The 18,173-nt window shown below is 63.1% G+C and carries 15 protein-coding genes, 1 tRNA gene and 1 pseudogene; 8 read left to right on the top strand and 9 right to left on the bottom strand.

Annotation, left to right across the window (positions count from 1 at the left end):
* The first annotated feature begins 7 nt into the window (after window positions 1–7).
* The 7 genes and pseudogenes from QQK95_RS18180 (at window position 8) to QQK95_RS18150 (ending at window position 10,636) form a co-directional block, all read left to right on the top strand.
* The gene (locus QQK95_RS18180) at window positions 8–2,161 is read left to right on the top strand and encodes an indolepyruvate ferredoxin oxidoreductase subunit alpha (RefSeq protein WP_284275152.1); all 2,154 of its coding nucleotides are present in this window, start codon (window positions 8–10) and stop codon (window positions 2,159–2,161) included.
* Window positions 2,154–3,719: an indolepyruvate oxidoreductase subunit beta family protein gene (locus QQK95_RS18175; RefSeq protein ID WP_284275150.1), complete on the top strand. Its 1,566-nt coding sequence runs from the start codon at window positions 2,154–2,156 to the stop codon at window positions 3,717–3,719. The genes QQK95_RS18180 and QQK95_RS18175 overlap by 8 nt, the downstream gene beginning before the upstream one ends.
* A 151-nt stretch (window positions 3,720–3,870) precedes the next feature.
* On the top strand, window positions 3,871–5,418 hold the full coding sequence (locus tag QQK95_RS18170; RefSeq protein ID WP_284275148.1) for an AAA family ATPase: 1,548 nt from the start codon (window positions 3,871–3,873) through the stop codon (window positions 5,416–5,418).
* Window positions 5,342–6,346, top strand: coding sequence for a DUF4435 domain-containing protein (locus QQK95_RS18165; RefSeq protein WP_322791220.1), 1,005 nt, complete (start codon window positions 5,342–5,344; stop codon window positions 6,344–6,346). The genes QQK95_RS18170 and QQK95_RS18165 overlap by 77 nt, the downstream gene beginning before the upstream one ends.
* Window positions 6,337–6,558: pseudogene (locus QQK95_RS18160) on the top strand (indolepyruvate oxidoreductase subunit beta family protein); the annotation flags it as partial. The gene QQK95_RS18165 and the pseudogene QQK95_RS18160, both read left to right, overlap by 10 nt.
* Before the next feature lie 262 nt (window positions 6,559–6,820).
* Window positions 6,821–10,228 (top strand): acyl-[ACP]--phospholipid O-acyltransferase, encoded by a 3,408-nt coding sequence (locus tag QQK95_RS18155; protein WP_284275146.1) that lies wholly within the window; start codon window positions 6,821–6,823, stop codon window positions 10,226–10,228.
* A gap of 153 nt (window positions 10,229–10,381) precedes the next feature.
* Window positions 10,382–10,636: a GCG_CRPN prefix-to-repeats domain-containing protein gene (locus QQK95_RS18150; protein WP_409371699.1), complete on the top strand. Its 255-nt coding sequence runs from the start codon at window positions 10,382–10,384 to the stop codon at window positions 10,634–10,636.
* A gap of 88 nt (window positions 10,637–10,724) precedes the next feature.
* Here the strand turns inward: QQK95_RS18150 and QQK95_RS18145 are convergent, their stop codons facing one another.
* From QQK95_RS18145 to QQK95_RS18105, 9 genes are all read right to left on the bottom strand, one after another.
* Complete coding sequence (locus QQK95_RS18145) at window positions 10,725–11,984, bottom strand: DUF1501 domain-containing protein (RefSeq protein ID WP_284275142.1); 1,260 nt, start codon at window positions 11,982–11,984, stop codon at window positions 10,725–10,727.
* Window positions 11,985–12,030: 46 nt separating this feature from the next.
* Window positions 12,031–13,512: a DUF1800 domain-containing protein gene (locus QQK95_RS18140; RefSeq protein WP_284275140.1), complete on the bottom strand. Its 1,482-nt coding sequence runs from the start codon at window positions 13,510–13,512 to the stop codon at window positions 12,031–12,033.
* A gap of 120 nt (window positions 13,513–13,632) precedes the next feature.
* Entirely contained in the window at window positions 13,633–13,908 is a 276-nt protein-coding gene (locus tag QQK95_RS18135; RefSeq protein WP_284275138.1) for a GCG_CRPN prefix-to-repeats domain-containing protein, read from the bottom strand.
* A 108-nt stretch (window positions 13,909–14,016) separates the two neighbouring features.
* A complete protein-coding gene (locus QQK95_RS18130) occupies window positions 14,017–14,472 on the bottom strand; it encodes a periplasmic heavy metal sensor (protein WP_284275135.1) in 456 nt (151 codons plus the stop codon).
* Window positions 14,469–14,915, bottom strand: coding sequence for a hypothetical protein (locus tag QQK95_RS18125; RefSeq protein ID WP_284275133.1), 447 nt, complete (start codon window positions 14,913–14,915; stop codon window positions 14,469–14,471). Before QQK95_RS18125 ends, QQK95_RS18130 begins: the two co-directional genes overlap by 4 nt.
* 119 nt (window positions 14,916–15,034) lie before the next feature.
* Entirely contained in the window at window positions 15,035–15,571 is a 537-nt protein-coding gene (locus QQK95_RS18120; RefSeq protein WP_284275131.1) for an RNA polymerase sigma factor, read from the bottom strand.
* 46 nt (window positions 15,572–15,617) lie between these two features.
* Window positions 15,618–16,076, bottom strand: a complete 459-nt coding sequence (locus QQK95_RS18115) for an EF-hand domain-containing protein (RefSeq protein ID WP_284275129.1) — start codon at window positions 16,074–16,076, stop codon at window positions 15,618–15,620.
* A gap of 217 nt (window positions 16,077–16,293) precedes the next feature.
* Entirely contained in the window at window positions 16,294–16,482 is a 189-nt protein-coding gene (locus tag QQK95_RS18110; protein ID WP_284275127.1) for a YodC family protein, read from the bottom strand.
* 149 nt (window positions 16,483–16,631) lie between these two features.
* Window positions 16,632–16,707: transfer RNA gene (locus QQK95_RS18105), tRNA-Thr, on the bottom strand.
* A gap of 288 nt (window positions 16,708–16,995) precedes the next feature.
* Here QQK95_RS18105 and QQK95_RS18100 point away from each other — a divergent pair.
* Window positions 16,996–18,144 (top strand): hypothetical protein, encoded by a 1,149-nt coding sequence (locus QQK95_RS18100; RefSeq protein WP_284275125.1) that lies wholly within the window; start codon window positions 16,996–16,998, stop codon window positions 18,142–18,144.
* Window positions 18,145–18,173: the final 29 nt, after the last annotated feature.

The following is an 18,173-nucleotide window of genomic DNA, read 5'->3' as shown; positions in this document are numbered from 1 at the left end:
TGGAAAAATGGCCGAACGGTCTTTTGCCAAGGAAGTTGAAAAACTCCGGCTCGGCGCCGGCGAGGAGTTTGCCGGCGAGGGCATCCTCGCCATCACCAAGGCGCTGCTGCAATGCGGCGTCGGCTATGTCGGCGGCTACCAGGGCGCGCCGATCAGCCACCTGATGGATGTGCTGGCCGACGCGCAGGATATTCTGGGCGAACTCGGCGTGCATTTCGAGGCGAGCGCCTCGGAAGCCACCGCCACCGCCATGCTGGCCGCCTCGGTGCACTATCCCATCCGTGGTGCCGCGACCTTCAAATCGACCGTCGGCACCAACGTCGCCTCCGATGCGCTCGCCAATCTCGCCTCCGGCGGCGTCACTGGCGGCGCGCTCATCATCGTTGGCGAAGACTATGGCGAAGGCTCCTCGATCATGCAGGAGCGCAGCCATGCCTTCGCCATGAAGAGCCAGGTCTGGCTGCTCGACCCGCGCCCCAACCTGCCGTCGATCGTCAAGGCGGTGGAGGACGGCTTCGAGCTGTCCGAGGTTTCCAACACGCCTGTGATGCTGCAGGTGCGCATCCGCTGCTGCCATGTCCACGGCCATTTCATCGCCAAGGACAACAAGCGCCCGCCCATGACAGTGGCCGACGCGCTGGAAGCGCCGCGCCGCGACACCGGGCGCATCGTGCTGCCGCCCGCCTCCTTCCTGCATGAGAAGGAGAAGGTGCAAAAACGCTGGCCGGCGGCGGTGGACTTCATCCGCAAGAACAAGATCAACGAGTTCTTCGGTTCGGATCACGGCTCGGTCGGCATCGTCATGCAGGGCGGCATGTACAATTCCGTCATCCGCGCGCTGCAGCGTCTCGGCCTTGCCGACACCTATGGCGAGACCGACGTGCCGCTCTACGTGCTCAACGCCGTCTATCCCTTGATCGACGACGAGTTCCTGTCCTTCTGCGAAGGCAAGCAGGCCGTCCTGGTGGTCGAGGAAGGCCAGCCCAACTACATCGAACAGGCTTTTGCCGCGATGCTGCACAAGGCCGGGCGTGGCTCCAGGCTGGTCGGCAAGGAATATCTGCCGATGGCCGGAGAATATACCGGTCAGGTCATGCTCGACGGCATCGGTGCTTTCCTGCGCGCCGAGGCGCCGCATCTGCTGCCGGGCGAGGTTCGCGCGCCCAACAAGGTCGGCGACGGCGTCGACACCGCGGACCTGATCAATGTCGTGCCGGGCCGTCCGCCGGGCTTCTGTATCGGCTGCCCGGAGCGGCCGATCTTCGCCGCGACCAAGCTGGTCGAACAGGAACTCGGCAAACACCACATCGCGTCCGACATTGGCTGCCATCTGTTCTCGATCATGCCGCCCTTCGAGCTCGGCGCCACCACCATGGGCTATGGACTAGGGCCGGCTTCTGCTTCGGCGTTCAATTCACCCGACGCCAAGCGTCGCTCGATCTCCTTCGTCGGCGATGGCGGCTTCTGGCACAACGGCCTGACGTCCTCGATCGGCAATGCCGTGTTCAACAAGAATGACGGCGTCATCGTCATCGTTGACAATTTCTACTCGGCCGCCACCGGCGGGCAGGACATCCTGTCGTCGCGCGCGGGCAACAAGACCAAGTCGACCAAGCATCCGATCACCGAGGCGGTGAAGGGCATGGGCGTCAAATGGCTGCGCCATGTCGACCGCACCTACGATGTCGGCAAAATGCAGGACACGTTGCGCGAGGCCCTGACGACGGAGGAGAAGGGGCCGAAGGTCATCGTCGCCTCGTCCGAATGCATGCTCAACCGCCAGCGCCGCGAAAAACCGCTGGTCGACAAGGCGATCAAGGGCGGCGAGCGGGTGGTTAAACCGAAGTTCGGGGTCGACGAGGACATTTGCACCGGCGACCATGCCTGCATGCGGTTGTCGGGCTGCCCGTCGCTGTCGGTGAAATCGCTTGACGATCCGCTGCGCGACGATCCGGTGGCTTCGATCGACCAGAACTGCGTCGGCTGCGGCAATTGCGGCGAGGTCGCCGATGCCGCCGTGCTTTGCCCGTCCTTCTACCGGGCTGACGTCGTGCACAATCCAAGCCGCTGGGACCGTTTCCTGGAAAGCGCGCGTCGCGCCGTGATCAGCCTGCTGCAGCGCCGCCGCGAAAGCCGGCGCCTGACCTTCGCCGATGCTTGACGCTGTCCCCCCATTCCGCGCCAAGCCCGGCGCCCAGGACGACGAGCGCGTCATCAAGCTCGCCGTGCTGGCGGTCGGCGGCCAGGGCGGCGGCGTGCTGGCCGACTGGATCACCGATGTCGCCGAGCGCAATGGCTACGTCGCGCAGTCAACCTCGGTCGCCGGCGTGGCGCAGCGCACCGGCGCCACCATCTACTATGTCGAGATGGCCCGCGACACCGGCCGGCTGCCGGTCTTCGCTCTGTCGCCCTCGCAAGGCGATGTCGACATACTGATCGCCGCCGAATTGATGGAAGCCGGCCGCGCCATCATCAGGGGTTTCGTCACGCCCGAGCGCACCACGCTGATCGCGTCCTCGCACCGCATCGCCGCCGTGTCGGAGAAGATCGAGCCGGGCGACGGCCGGGCCTCGTCTTCCAAGGTGCATGCGACGGCGGAAGCAGCATCGAAGCGCTTCATCGCCTTCGACATGGAAAAGATCGCCGCCGACAATGGTTCGATGATCTCGGCCAGCCTGCTTGGCGCGCTGGCCGGATCGGACGCGCTGCCGTTCACGCGCGAAAGCTATGAGCAGGCGATCGGTGCCGGCGGCCGTGGCGTCAAGGCCAGCCTCGCCGCCTTTGGCGCCGCCTATGACCGCGCACGCGGCACGGCCGCGCCGGCGCCGAAGCCGGCAGGGCCGGCCATTGTCGAATCCGCCCTGGGCGCAGGGCGCGTGAGCGGCCCGCAAAACCTGCTCCAGGGCTGGCAGGCGCTCGCTGCCCGCATCGACCTGATGCCCGTGGCGGTGCGCGACATGGCGTTGCGGGGTCTGAGGAAGGTCGTCGATTATCAGGACATCGCCTATGGGCGCGAGTATCTCGACCGGCTGGACCGGGCCGTCGCGATGGACAGCGCCGACCATGCATATGCGCTGTCCATCGCCGCCGCCAAGCATCTCGCCAATGCCCTCTGCTACGACGACATGATCCGCGTCGCCGATCTGAAGACGCGCTCGACCCGCGACAAACGCGTGCGCAAGGAAGTCGGCGTCAAGGATGGCTCGATCCTGCAGGTGACCGAATATTTCCATCCCCGCATCGAGGAGTTCTGCGGCACGATGCCGGCGGGGCTGGGAAGCTATATCGAGAGCCGGCCGAGGCTTGCCGCCTTCCTCGACCGCCGCATCAACCATGGCCGCCGCATCCGCACCGACAGCTTTGCCGGCTTCGCCGCTTTGTGGTTCATCGGCGGCCTGCGCCGCTGGCGGCGCGGCCTGCTGCGCCACAGGGTCGAGACTGCTCATCTCGAACGCTGGTACGCGCTGGCGCTCGCCCATGTGCCCCAGGACTATGCGCTCGCCGTCGAAATCCTCAATTGCCGCCGGCTGATCAAGGGCTACAGCGACACCCATGTCCGGGCGCAGTCGAAATTCGACCGCGTTCTGTCGGCGCTCGCCATGCTCGAGGGCCGCCACGATGCCGCCGACTGGATCCGCCGCCTGCGCGAGGCGGCGCTGAAGGACGAAAAGGGCGACATGCTCGACGGCGCACTGAAGACGGTGGCGACGCTCGGATGATAGCGATGCTGTTCCGCAAATGCGCTAGGGTGTCATAAGCTGTTCGGCAGAGCACACTTAAAATATTCCTACTTGGCCGTAGACCACCATAATTTCAGAACGTACCATCCAGCCTTAGAAAATCGAGCGAAAAAACGTGGAAGAGAGCGAGATGACAGAATCTCAGCCGGCGTCAAGTAATACAGACTTCAAAGCCTCGAGTCCGCCTGTCGTACAAGAATTTAGTATAGAAGGGCTTTTCGGGTATAGGACCGTTCGCCTCTACTCCGAATATGCAGCAACAGTCCTAATTGCCCGCAACGGGTCGGGAAAGACAACCCTTCTGGCTGCTCTGGACGCGTTCTTAAAGACGCGGTTTATTCGGCTCGCGAACCTCGAATTCAGCACAATACGTTGCCGGTTTGGTCATGTAGACCAAGAATTGGTCCTGCACAGAAGTGATATTATAGACGCTCTAAGTCTAACACAAAAAAGTGAAATCGCCGCAACCGCAATACAATACGGAATAAATTCGACGGCTCTACAGGATTTTGTTGGAGATGAGTATATTCTTGTCTCTGGAAACACATCTGATCTAATGACATCTGAGGTATTTAGGTCTGTTTACAATAAAACGTCTTCAATCGCTGAGGCAAAGAAGATATTTGACAGACTATCAAACGCTCTTTTTTCAAAGAACAAGAATATAATGTCGATAATAAAATCAGTCAGGGAGGCGCTGCGCGGTATCGAAGTTGTCTATCTACCAACTTATAGGCGCATAGAACTACCTCTAGAGCTAGAGGCAGACGGCGTCTCGCGCCAGGTTGGCCGCCGGTCGTCGTCGGCAAAGATCAGGGTTCCGCCCAGAAGTCTGTTTACGGCCGACATCCAATTTGGACTGTCCGATATATCTAGGCGGTTGTCTGAACTAAATCAGGAGATACTATTTGAATCAAATGCAAAGTATCGAGAAATAAGTGCAAATATAATAAACGAGCTCATCGATGGCACGTTTGATAGAGATGACCCTGCTTCGGATGATATCCCGGATAGGGAGTCTCTGATGCTCTTCTTCTCGCGCTTGAAGGAAGGACCTCGATATGGGCCATTTCAGGACGTTGCAATCCCCAAGATTGATAAGATATATGGAGAGACCGATCTCTCTTACGGATCTAATAAGTTTCTATTTTATTTTCTAGGTAAATTAAACAAGCCTATCGAGGCGACAAGAGGCATAGAGTCTCCGGTGGAGGACTTTATACTTAGTTGTAATAAGTATCTATGTTCGCTTGATCTAAGCACCTCCTTATCGTGGGGTGTCGTGCCTGACATCAGGCATTCTGACGCGAAGGAGCTTCGCCTTAACAGAAAAAATATGATGGTAGAAGTTCATAGTATATCTCCGGATAGAAAGATATCTCTTGATGCTCTATCGTCGGGAGAAAAACAAATGATTTCGCTTTTTGCGAAGATATATTTGTACAAAAAGCAGAAAATTGTATTAATCGATGAGCCGGAGCTTTCGCTATCGATTGATTGGCAGAAGCAGATTTTGGTCGACGTCATATCTGCGCCATCGTGCCAGCAGGTGGTTGCCATTACACATTCTCCATTCGTATTTGACAACGAACTTGAACCATATGCGCGACCTTTGGAGGTCATTGTTGACCCTCTCGCGATGCCTGCTGACGTTGATGAAGGTGAGATCAGTGAGTAGTGGAGATGGTGGGGATTATTTGGAGCGGATGCGCTCTTCGCGGAAGGGGCCGGCCGTCCTTAAGATATTGCTGACCAATTTGCGCGCCTCGAAGCCCCGTGCATTGGTGTTCGCTTTTGAGGGAGACGATGACAAGTCTGCATACTATTCGTGGATAAGAAGAATACAAGATAATTTGAGCTACGAGCCGTTCCCTTGCGGTGGTAAAAAGCAAGTAAAGGATTTTTGCCATATGCTGGAGCGAGATTTAGGAAATTTGCGAGATGGGGTGTATTTATTCGTAGATAGGGATTTCGATGATTTAGAAGGTTGGCCAGAAGCAAAAAATGTTTTTATGACAGATAGATATTCTGTAGAAAATTACTTTGTATCAAAAGATGTTGTGGATGAGATTTTAAAAAATGAACTCCATTGCCATGCGCATCCCGTGACTAGGGATGAAGTGATTATGCTTTTTGAGAGGGCATATGGGGATTTCTTAACAGCTACGAAGCCACTCAATCTTAGATTATTCTTAGCGCGCCGGTTGGGTGTGAACGCGTCTTTGCCAACAAAATTGTCTAAATTTGCCAGTGTGACGGTTTCTTCGGCAACGGCTGCGGCGGACAAAGAAATGTCGATAAAGCTTGATGTCGAGATAGATGCAAAGGATCACCCAGACCTTGTTGCCGAGTTCGAAGCTTTGGATCCGATCACGCGATATAGGGGGAAGTTCGCTCTACTTTTTCTTAAGAAATGGCTGGAACTTGTTGCCACGGATCGATGCAGCAGTGATACAGTGTTGTTCAAAGGTGTTGAGCGACGAGCTAAGGTAAACACAGACTTGGTTTCGTTGGCGGCTTTGGCAATGAAATCGATAATGCCGCCAAGCCTTTCTACTTTTATAGCCAGAATTCCCGTCGTGGGAAGCGACACTTCCGCCGGCTGATCAAGGGCTACAGCGACACCCATGTCCGGGCGCAGTCGAAATTCGACCGCGTTCTGTCGGCGCTCGCCATGCTCAAGGGCCGCGACGATGCCGCCGACTGGATCCGCCGCCTGCGCGAGGCGGCGCTGAAGGACGAAAAGGGCGACATGCTCGACGGCGCACTGAAGACGGTGGCGACGCTCGGGCTAGGTCCGGTAATCGGGTCGCCCTGACACACTGACAGACGTACCCCGCTATCACACCGTTCAGACAGTCGTGAACGTCGTTCAATTTCGACTTGAACAATGTTCAAAGCGTGATAGAGTGCACTTGTGAACGATGTTCATTTTCGACAGGCCGAAAGCCACGGTATGGACATCAAGCACTGCAAGGAAGTTTAACCAGCTCAAGACTATCACTGAGATCGAAACCGCGCCTGCAACCCGCAGGACCCGCCGGCACACCGTCGTAGGGGTTCGCCAAATGGAAATCGCCATGAACACGCATCTGATGTTGTCTCGGCGCTTTGCGCCTCTGTTCTGGACGCAGTTCCTGTCCGCCTTCAACGACAATTTCCTCAAGAACACGCTGGTGTTCCTGATCCTCTTCACGCTGGCAGCCGGCCAGGCGGCCTCGCTGGTCACGCTCGCCGGGGCCGTCTTTATGGCGCCCTTCCTGCTCTTGTCGGCGCTTGGCGGCGAGATGGCCGACCGCTTCGACAAGGCCCTGATCGCGCGCCGGCTCAAATTCGCCGAGATTGCCGCCGCGGGTGTCTCCGTCGCCGGCATCGCGCTGTCGTCTATTCCTGTGTTGATGACGGCGCTGCTGATGTTCGGCATCATTTCGGCGCTGTTCGGGCCGATCAAATACGGCATCCTGCCCGATCACCTCGAGCGCAAGGAACTGCCCAAGGCCAACGCCTGGATCGAGTCGGCCACATTTGCCGCCATTCTCGGCGGCACTATCGCCGGCGGCGTCGTGTCGGCCGATGGCATAGGCGTTACGGTCTTCGGGCCGATCATGATGGCCTTGGCCGTCGGCTGCTGGTTCGTCAGCCGCTATATTCCACCCACGGGTTCGGCGGCGCCTGGCCTCGTCATCGACAGGAACATCTTCCGCTCGACATGGCGCCAGGTCAGCGAGTTGCGGACCGACACGCGGATCTGGCGCGCCGGCCTGATGACCTCGTGGTTCTGGCTGATCGGCGCCATCGTGCTTTCGATCCTGCCGACCTTGATCAAGGATTCGCTCGGCGGCAACGAGATCGCCGTCACCGTCTATCTCGCTGTCTTCGCCGTTTCGATCGCCATCGGCTCGGCGATTGCCGCATGGATGTCGCAGGGACGCATCGTGCTTCTGCCCGCACCGGTCGGCACGGCGTTGCTGGCGCTGTTCGGTCTGCATCTGGCCTGGACCATCTGGAGCATGCAGCCTTCGCCGAAGGCGGAAACCCTCGGCCTGTTCTTCGCCGGGCCAAACACGATCCGTGTCGCGATCGACCTCGCCGGCATGGCCATCGCCAGCGCCTTCCTCGTGGTGCCGACCTTCGCCGCCGTGCAGGCCTGGTCGCCCGAAGCGCGTCGCGCCCGTGTCGTCGCCGCGGTCAGCATCGTCAATGCCGGCTTCATGACCGTCGGCGGCATTATCGTCGCCGTGATCCAGACGAAAGTTTCCACCGGCGGCATCCTGTTCGGCCTCGCCGCCGCCAACGCCGTCGCCGCCTGGCTGATGCTGAAATTCCTGCCGACCAACGCCTTCCGCGATTTCGTCTCCATCCTGTTCCGCGCCTTCCTTCGCCTGGAAGTCGAGGGCATGGAGAACCTCAAGTCGGCCGGCAAGGCGCCGATCCTGGCGCTCAACCATGTCAGCTTCCTCGACGGCCCGCTGGCGCTGACGCTGACCGATGAGGAGCCGGTCTTCGCCATCGACTACGCCATCGCCCAGGCCTGGTGGATGAAGCCGTTCATGAAGCTCGCCCGCGCCTTGCCGCTCAATCCGGCCAAGCCAATGTCGACCCGCACGCTGATCAAGATCGTGCAGGGCGGCGACCCGCTGGTTATCTTCCCCGAAGGTCGCATCACCGTCACCGGCGGATTGATGAAGGTCTATGACGGCGCCGCCATGGTGGCCGACAAGACCGGCTCGATGGTCGTTCCGATCCGCATCGACGGGTTGGAGAAAAGCCCGTTCTCCCGGCTGACGTCGCAGCATGTGCGCCGCCGCCTGTTCCCGAAGGTCAAGGTGACCATTCTGGAGCCGGTCAAGCTCGAAGTGCCGCCGCAACTGAAGGGCCGCAAGCGCCGCGCCGCTGCGGGTGCGGCACTCTATCAGGTCATGTCGGATCTCGTCTTCCGCACCCAGGACATCGACAAGACCGTGCTGGAAAAGGTCATCCTGACGGCGAATGAACGCGGCATGAAACGGCTCGCCGTGCAGGATCCGGTCACCGGCTCGCTGAGCTATGGCAAGCTGCTGACGGCGGCCGCCGTGCTCGGCGAGAAATTCCAGAACCTTTATGCCGATCAGCAGACGCTCGGCATCATGCTGCCCAACGCCAACGGCTCGTGCGCCACACTGCTTGGCGTGATGTCGTCCGGCAAGGTGCCGGCGATGATCAACTTCACCGCGGGCGCAGCCAACATCCTGTCCGCCTGCAAGGCGGCCGAGGTGCGTACGGTGCTCACGTCCCGCGCGTTTGTCGAGCAGGCAAAGCTCGGCGCGGTGGTCGAGGAAGTCGGCCGGTCGGTCGACATCGTCTGGCTCGACGATCTGCGCAAAACCATCGGTCTCAAGGACAAGCTGCTCGGCCTGCTGCGCAAGTCGACGCCGCGCGCGCCGCGCAAGCCCGACGATCCGGCGGTGATCCTGTTCACCTCGGGCTCGGAAGGCACGCCGAAGGGCGTCGTGCTCACCCACCGCAACATCCTGGCCAATGCCGCGCAGGCGGCCTCGCGCATCGACTTCCACTCGGGCGACAAGGTGTTCAACGTACTGCCGATCTTCCATTCCTTCGGCATGACGGCCGGCACGGTTCTGCCGCTGATCTCGGGCGTGCCGGTCTTCTTCTACCCCTCGCCGCTGCACTACCGCATCGTGCCGGAACTGATCTATGCGTCCAACGCGACGATCATCTTCGGCACCGATACGTTCCTCAGCGGCTATGCCCGCACCGCGCACCCCTACGACTTCCGCTCGATACGCTATTGTTTTGCCGGCGCCGAACCGGTCAAGGCGGCGACGCGCATGACCTACATGGAGAAGTTCGGGGTGCGTATCCTCGAAGGCTACGGCGTGACCGAAGCGGCGCCGGTGATCGCCATCAACACGCCGATGTACAACAAGTCCGGCAGCGTCGGCAAAATCATGCCCGGCATGGAATACCGCCTGGATCCGGTACCCGGCGTCGATGAAGGCGGGCGTCTCTACGTGCGCGGCCCAAATGTCATGTCGGGTTATCTGCGCGCCGAGAAGCCGGGTGTTCTGGAACCGCTGGAGGATGGCTGGCATGACACCGGCGATGTCGTCTCGGTCGACGAGGGCGGCTTCATCACCATTCGCGGCCGCGCCAAGCGTTTCGCCAAGATCGGTGGCGAGATGATCTCGCTCGCCGCCGTCGAGGCGCTGGCGGGTGAAGTGTGGAAAGGCTCGTTGTCGGCGGTCGCTTCCATGCCGGACGCGCGAAAGGGCGAGAAGCTCATTCTCATCACCGAGGCTTCCGGCGCCACACGTGCCGAATTCCTGGCCTTCGCCAAGGCCAATGGCGCCATGGACCTGATGGTGCCCGCCGAAGTGCGCGTCGTCCCGAAAGTCCCGGTGCTCGGCTCCGGCAAGCTCGACTTCGCCGGCGTGACCAAACTGGTGCGGGGGCAGGATGCGCCGGTCGCCAAGGTTGAGGCCGCCTGATCGATGCCGCGAGACGACGCCGCGCTGAAAGTCGCGGCGTCGCTTGGCGAGCGCTCCGCCCGCTAACGAATATGTGATCGCACCACTCACCCGGCATTCAGCCGGGCGGGTGGTATGTTGTCCCTTGGAATGTCAACCATGGAGGACACGATCATGCTCACCAGATACATTCTGCCGATTGCTATCGCCGCGGGCACATTGATGCTGTCGAGCGTCGGCACGCAGGCCCTGCCCATGGCAAAGCCCAATGCCGGCTCGTTGCCAGTCGAAAGCGTCGGCTGGAGATGCGGCCCCGGCTGGCACATGAACCGGTGGGGAAATTGCGTGCCCAACCGTCGTCGCGTGATAGTAGTCCGACCGGGACATTGGCGGTATCATCACTACCATCGCTGGCACCACCGCTGGTGATCACGGAGCGGATCGACGGCGTTCGCCCCAAAGCGGCGTTGGGCGTTTCCCCAAAAGGTGGCGTCTCCTGTGACGCCACCGGGCTTCTTCAAGCGATGAGATCCCGCATCGGCTTCACCGCCGCGGACTCCGGAAACACCTTGTCGCCGAGCACCGCGGCGGACAGGCCGAACTGGTCGGCGAGCAGGCCTTTCAGCACCGCCCTGACATCGCTGGTCGGCGCAAGGTCGCGTTGTTCGTAGAGCTGGGCCGGCTTCAATCCCGGCCAGTCGGCGATGACGCGGCCGCCCTTGATCGCGCCGCCGGCGAGCAGCGCCACCGTGCCGGTGCCATGATCGGTGCCGACCGTGCCATTGATCCGCGCCGTGCGTCCGAATTCGGTGATGGCGACGATCGCCGTGTCCTTCCAGCGCTCGCCGAGACCCTTCTCGAATTCATCGAAGGCGCCGTCGAGGCCGCCGAGCAGCGTGGCGAGCCGGCCCGTGGCGCCGCCTTCGTTGACATGCGTGTCCCAGCCGTCGAAGGCAAGCGCCGCAACACGCGGCCCGTCATCGGCCGCGATCAGCTTGGCCGCACCTTGCGCGGCCTGCCGCATGCCGGCGGCGCTGTCGAGGCCGCCCCTCGGCTTCATCGCACCGCCCTTCGGCTTCGTCGCGTTGCCGCCGATCTGGTCGTCGAGCGCCATGCGGTCGGCATCGAGGCCCTTTTGCAGGGCCACCGCCAGCACCGGGTCGCGATGCTGGTAGAGGTCGAGGACCCGCGCCGCGAGGTCGCCTGCCGGCGCCGGCAGCGATTGCGGCGCCCAGCCGAGCACGGGAGCCGCGCCGCGGATCACCAGCGGCGTCGACGGTCCGACGGCCAAGCCGCCAAGCGTTGCCACGCGCTCGCCCGCCGGCAGGCTCTCCAGCGCCCGGTTGAGCCATCCGGTGGCGACATGGCCAGGACCGGCAAAGCCGCTTTCCAGCACGTCCTGGCCGTCGAAGTGCGAGCGCTCGCGATAGCCGGTCGCGGCCGCATGCACCACCGCCGCCTGCTTGTCCTTGAACAGCCTGGCGAAGACCGGCATCGCCGGATTGACCGCGAAGAAACCATCGAGCGGCAGCGCCGCGTGCGGGCCGGCAAGCGATAAAGCGATGTCGCCATGCAGGCCGGCATAGTCGGGATCGCCTACCGGACCGACCGCCGACAGGCCGTCGAGCGCGCCGCGCAGCACGATGACGATCAGGCGCGGATCGCGATTGTCGGCGGCGCGGGCAAAGCGCGGCAGATAGGCCCAGGCAAACAGCGCCCCGCCGGTCATCAGCACGGCGCGGCGGGACGGGTGAGGCGTTTCACACAGCAGGCTCATGACTTGGTCTCCATCGGAGTTGTCGGCACCGGACTTGTCGCTCGCGCTATCGTCTCTGGAATTCAGGCGCCATCAGCAGCAGCGCCAGGCCTTGCTGCTTGGACTCGGCACGGGCGACCGCTTGCCGCGTTTCCGGCGAGGCGGAGGGACCGATGACGGCGTCGAGCATGTCGTTGGGATTGCCGATATCCTTGACCTGGCGGGCCGCCTGCCAGGCGATGTCGAGGCGGATCTTCATGCCTTCGGCAGAGGCCCAGCTGTCCGCCTGGTCGGAAAAGCCGTTCGGCCCCGGCGGCTGCCAGAGCGGCTCGCCAAGCGCATTGAGCCAGTTGAGCGACTGGCCGGGATCGTTCGCCGGACCCGGGCCGGCCGCCCGGCGGATGGCGGCGATATAGTCGAAGGGCGAGCGCATCTTGGCCAGCGGCGTCGACCATGCCTCCGGCATGTCGATGAGGGTCGCCGCCAATGCCCGCAGATTGCCGTCGCTCTTGGCGAAAACCTTGGCCAGGCGTGCAACCGCCGCGGGCGGCGGGTCGTCCGCTATGAAATGACGGACGAGTTCCGTGGCGATGTGCTGCGCTGTCGCCGGATGGCTGGCGATGTCGTTGAGCGCCGCCTCGGCCTGTCCCATGCCGCTGGCTGGATAGGTCTTGCCCAGCAGCACCGCATCGCCCGGCTCATGTGCATTGGCGTTGAAGACGGAACTGCCGGGTTCGCCAAGCCGACCTTCGCGCCCGGCCATCGTCCAGCCGGTCAGCATGCGCGCGAAGCTGGTCACGTCGGCCTGGGTATAGCCGCTGCCGACACCCATGGTGTGCAGTTCCATGATCTCGCGGGCGAGGTTCTCGTTGAGGCCGCGCTGCCGGTTCCAGCCGGCACGCGAGTCCGGGCCGATCGATTGCTGGTTGTCGAGATAGAGCAGCATTGCGGGATGCCGCTCGACCGCCATCAGCATGTCGGCGAAGCGGCCGAGCACGAAGGGGCGGATCGCTTCCCGTTCGAAGGCGCCGGCGCTCGCCCGCACGATGTTGTCCTTCGCCACGGAGACGCAGAAATGGTTCGACCAGAAATACACCAGGCGTTCGACGAAGCCTGCCTCGGCGCGAAAGGCCTTGTCGAAGCGCGCCTGGGCTTCCGCGCGAAACAGCGTCGCCTCGACCGGCGGCGCGGGTTTGGCCGGGGCCGCGGGCGGTGGCACGGGTTGGGCAGGCGCAACCCGTTCCGGTGTGGCCTGGGCGCTCGCCATTGCGGGCTGCGCCGTGGTTGTGGCCATGCGCTCGCGGTCGAGCTTGCGTTGGAAGTTTGCCGCCATGCTGGCCTGGATGGCCGGCGTGCTGCCCGGCAGGCTTGCATAGGCCGGATCGTCGAGCGAGATCATGGCGATGTCGGGCTGCCGCAGTTCCGCCTTCAGATAGCCGCGCGGGTCGTGGGTCACCCTGTCGCGGTCGCCGGGCCTCGCGCCGAGCCCGAAGCGGTTGAGAGCGACGAGCACTGGATCGGGCGGGGAATTGGAGGCCGGGATAGCCAAGTCAGCTCTCCATTGCTGGGGCTTCCCGCGCGCGGCGCCGGAAGCCCGTTCGAGCCGTTTCCTGTTCAACCGAGGTCGCGGGGCCGACGAAATTGTCAGCCCCCGAGGCCCTTACCAGTCTTACCAGTGATGCCAGCGGTGCCAGTGACGGTGCGGATGCCACCCGTAGAAGGCCGGGCGATGCCAATAGTAACCGGGGTAGACGACCACGCGATTGGGGACGCAGCGCCCCCAGGGATTGGGATGCCAGCCAGGCCCGCAACCCCAGGCGACGTGCTCGACCAGCGCCGGGGCGGCAAGCGGTGCCAGCGGCATCGCCGAGGATGCCGCGACCGTAGCCACCGTTCCGGTCATCGCGAGAGCGGCGGTGGCCGCGTATTTTGTCAGATAGTTCATGACCATGCTCCGAAGTTGTCCGAGGTTGAAACCTGCCGGCGCCAGATGGCCCGGCAGGCCTTGCCCTTCATTTCGTTAAACGGGCGCCGTCGGCATTTCCGTCGGTCGTCACGGTGATTTTTTTGGCGGTGTCGACGGCTGCGGCCCGGCGCGCCTCGAGAGCCCTTCCGCCAGCAGGCTGCGATCCTCGGCGGAGCCGGCCGCCGCGAACTCGATGATGCGCTGCTCCAGCCGCGTGCGCACGGTGACGTCGGCATTGCGGGCCCGCTCAAGGGCGGCCGCCAGGGCCGCCGTGTCGAGGACGGGCTGCCGCAGCAAATCAGCCGCCTCGCGCCTGGCCTGCTGGCCGTCGCGAATGACGTCGCGCGACTCCTGGCGGACTTCGCGCAGCGCCTTGCGGAACAGCGTGCGCTGCTGGTCGGGAAGCCGGCCGCCGGCTGCCTCCAGCGAATAGCCCTGGGCCGGCTTGCCGCGTTTTATCCAGACGGCCCCGCCGGCAAGCGCACCGGCCAGGAAGACATTCAGCACCACCGATGCGATGAGGAGATTACGGCCGGTGCTCATAGGTCTTCCTCGATCGTGTCAGGCCCGGCATCGCCGAACGCGGTCGCATTGGCGTCGAGCACATAATGGTCGGGCTGAACCTCGGGCGTGACGACGGTCACCAGGGCCAATCCGGCTACGGCGCCGGCCAGCCCAATGCCGGCAAGCCCAAGCCCCAGCCACCAGAAGCGCTGACGACGGCGCCGGACGACGTACCGGTCGGCGGTCCGCAGGATCGTGTCGTGCAGCGCCTTGCCGGGGTGCGGGACGCGATAACCGTCGAGCAGGGCGTCAAGCGCGCCGGCGTTTCGCGAAATGGCTTGCCCCGTCTCGCTTGAAGCATAGGCGATGGCTGCTTCGCGCTCGGCTTTCGGCCAGCGCCGTGGATCGCTGCCATAGGCCTCGGTGAGCGCCGCGAAACGCCTGGCGTCCATTGCCTGGCCATCCTCGATATCTTCAGCCATCTGTCTTCCCCTTGCGCCTTGGTGCCGCGTGCCCACGCGGGTTGGAAACGAGGCCGGCCGGCCCCCGCCGGACGCCCGCGAGGCGCGGTGAATGTCCGACATTCATGGTCGCGCTCTTCTCAGTCATGGACGCCATCCCTGGCCAGGATCATGTGCAAGGCCCGCCGGCCGCGCGAAAGCAGGCTCTCCAGCGCATCGACGCTGATATCCAGCGTCGCGGCCGCCTCTATGTTGGACATCTCCTGATAGTAGACCAGGATGATCGCCTCGCGCTGGCGTGGCGCGATGGCTTGCAAGGCCTGCTCGATCCTCTGCGGCTCTTCGCGGGCGTCGGGAAGTGGGGAGGGGTCGGCCATGTCCGGCAAATCGTCGGTCACCAGTTCGCGGCGCCGGCGCAGCCGGTCGTAGCAGAGGTTGAGCGTCACCCGGTGGATCCAGCTGTCGAACCGTGCATTGCCGCGCCGCCAGCTCGAGGCGTGGCGCCAGATGCGCACGAAGGTCTCCTGCGCCACGTCCTCGGCCTCCGCCGCGTCGCCCAGCATGCGAACGGCGAGCGAAAGGATGCGCGGTAATTTGCGCGCGACGAGCGTCTGCACGGCCGCCGGGTCGCCGGCACCGACCCGGCGAACCAACTCCTCGTCCGGATCGGCGCTCATCGGCTGGCGCACTCCCGATATCCATCACGTGTCATGGCCTCTTTGGTCATTGCTCCGGCTTGGCAGCGGATTTGTGGCCTGGCATCTCGTCGGCCGTCAGGACGCCGTCACCATTCTTGTCCAGCCTGGCAAAGCGCTTGGCGAAGAACGCATCGAGCTCGGCGCGATCGATGAAGCCGTCATGGTTCGAATCGATGCGCGCGAAGGATTTGGCCGCATCGCCCTTGATGTTGCGCTTGGCCTGGAAAGCCTCCCACTCCAGCAGGCTGATCTTGCCGTCGCCATCCGTGTCGGCGGCCATGATCGCCTTCTCCCTCCGCTTCTGGAACTTGGCCAGCGTAATGTCGGACCTTGCCTTTGGCGCGCCTGGGGCGGCAGCTGGCGGCGTGGCGCCGGGAGACGTGGCGCCGGGAGGCGTAGCAACTGGGGGCTGCGTCGCCGTCTGAGCAAGGGCTGCAACGGTCAGCAGGCTCAAGGCGGCGGCAAGGATCGAACGGCTTATCATGCTTTTAGCGTCTCCGGTTGGCGCGTCGGCCACGGCCCATGCCGTGGTCACGCTTCAGCCGTTAAACGCCGCGACGGGCAAAATCCGTCGGTCGCCTGTGACGATCACCCGATTCGGCGATGCCGCCCCGGTGCCGGTGCCAAAAGCAGCGGCCACAATACCCCCATCCGGCGTCATCCGAACTCACGCCGGCCGGCCACCGCCCCTGGCGAACGGGCTAGGTCGATGGGTCGGCGGCGACCAGTTGGTCCGGTTTGAAACCCGCATGTTGTGGGATCCAGACATCGCCCTCGCGGTTGAACCAGTGACACAGATACATCCCGGAAGCGGCACCGTCGCTGACCGTCATCTTCGGCCCTCCCGACTTCAGCTTGACGACGTCTCCGGTCTTGAAAGTATTGGGCATTTTCGACCTCCCATGCTGAGGCCCACGAGTTTCCCACCAAACCCGAGTCGCGACAATGGCGGATATGGGACGCCACTGCGCGATCCACCGCACAGCCAGAGGTCAAGTGCCGGTAGCGGCATAGGAAGGACAGCAAGAAGGGAAGGAACTGGTGCCGCTTGCGTGACTCGAACACGCGACCCCCGCATTACGAATGCGGTGCTCTACCAACTGAGCTAAAGCGGCCCGGGAGGCCAAGGCCTCCAAGATGGGCTGGGTGATAGACTCAACCGGCCGCGAATTCAAGATGCCACTTGGCAAATCATGCACGGGCGCCCGCGGCGATCGAAACCGGGGTTCACGCCACGCTGCGCGGGAGAATCGCCAGCATGTTCCGATTTTGTTTGCCGGAATAGCGCCAAGATGGACTTTGGACGGCTCGTCGAGGCAGAATGCGGCCGCCCGCCCGTTGATTGATTGGTCGCCTACGGCTAACCATCAGCGAAGTTTGGGCAATTTGCAGAGGGATCCCGCTTGGACGCGATCGAAAAAGCGATCCGGAACGCCTTGGAGAAGGGCAATGCCGAGGACCGCGCGTTTCGCGAGAAGGTCTATCGGTCGGCCTTTGCCGCGCTCGACCGTGCGCTCCAGGCCAATCCCGGCGTGACCGTGGAAGTCGCCATCAAGCGCCGCAAGGCGATCCAGGCGACGATCACCGAAATCGAATCCGAGTTCCTGCCGGCGGTGCCGGATGTCGGCCTGGAGGTCGACGCGCCGGCGGCCGAGCCCGCGGCCACCGCGGCGCCCGCGATCGAGATCGGCGGCGACCAGGCGCCATCGCCCGCCGTCACCGTCGACGGCCCCGCGCAACCTGCATCCGACGCACCGCGCTCGCGCGTGCTGCCGGTCGTTCCCGACATCATGCCGGACGCGACCCTTGCCGGCGTGCCGGCCATCGACATGTCCGCTCCCGCTGCATCCGGTGCCGCCACGGAAGTGGCGCCCGATCGCGATGAGCGGCGCATTCGCGGGCGCCGCCTGCCGTTGACCGCCATCTTCTTCACCGTGACCCTGCTAGCGGCGATCGGCATCGGCGTGTTCTTCGCCATCCAGACCGGCGTGTTCAAGACGGCGGCGCAGCTCGATACGGCGCCGCCCGAGGCGCCGCCAACCGTCGAGGGCGACGATTTCACTCCGGCCGATGGCGCCAACGCGCCGGCCAAGCCTGGTGCCGCGGACCAGTCGCGTAACTGGATCAATGTGTTCTCGCCGGCAGACCCCACGCATGTCGCTGCCCCGTCGGACGCCAAGGCTTCGGTGATGAAGGACGACACCGGTCCGTTCCTGCGCATCCAGTCCGGCCCCTCCGGTTCGGCGATCGCCTTCGATGTCGGGCAAGGCGTGCTGGAGAAGCTCGCCGGCAAGCACGCCGTGTTCGACATCATCGCTCGTGCCGAGGAGGGCAAGGACACGCAAATCTCCGTCGACTGCAATTTTGGCGAGCTCGGCGATTGCGGCCGCAAGCGCTACGCGGTCGGCCAGCAGCGCAACGAATATCTGTTCGACGTGCAGTTCCCCAACAAGCATCCGGGCTCGGCCGGAACCATCGCCGTCAATTCCGATTTCGACAAGCAGGGCAAGGCGGTGGACATCTACGAGATCCGCGTCTCGATCGAGCCGTAGATATCGGATCCTGACGGAACATCGCAAGC

This window comes from Mesorhizobium huakuii, assembly GCF_030160235.1.
Classification (GTDB): domain Bacteria; phylum Pseudomonadota; class Alphaproteobacteria; order Rhizobiales; family Rhizobiaceae; genus Mesorhizobium; species Mesorhizobium huakuii.
This window is presented reverse-complemented; position numbering and strand designations above follow the sequence as displayed.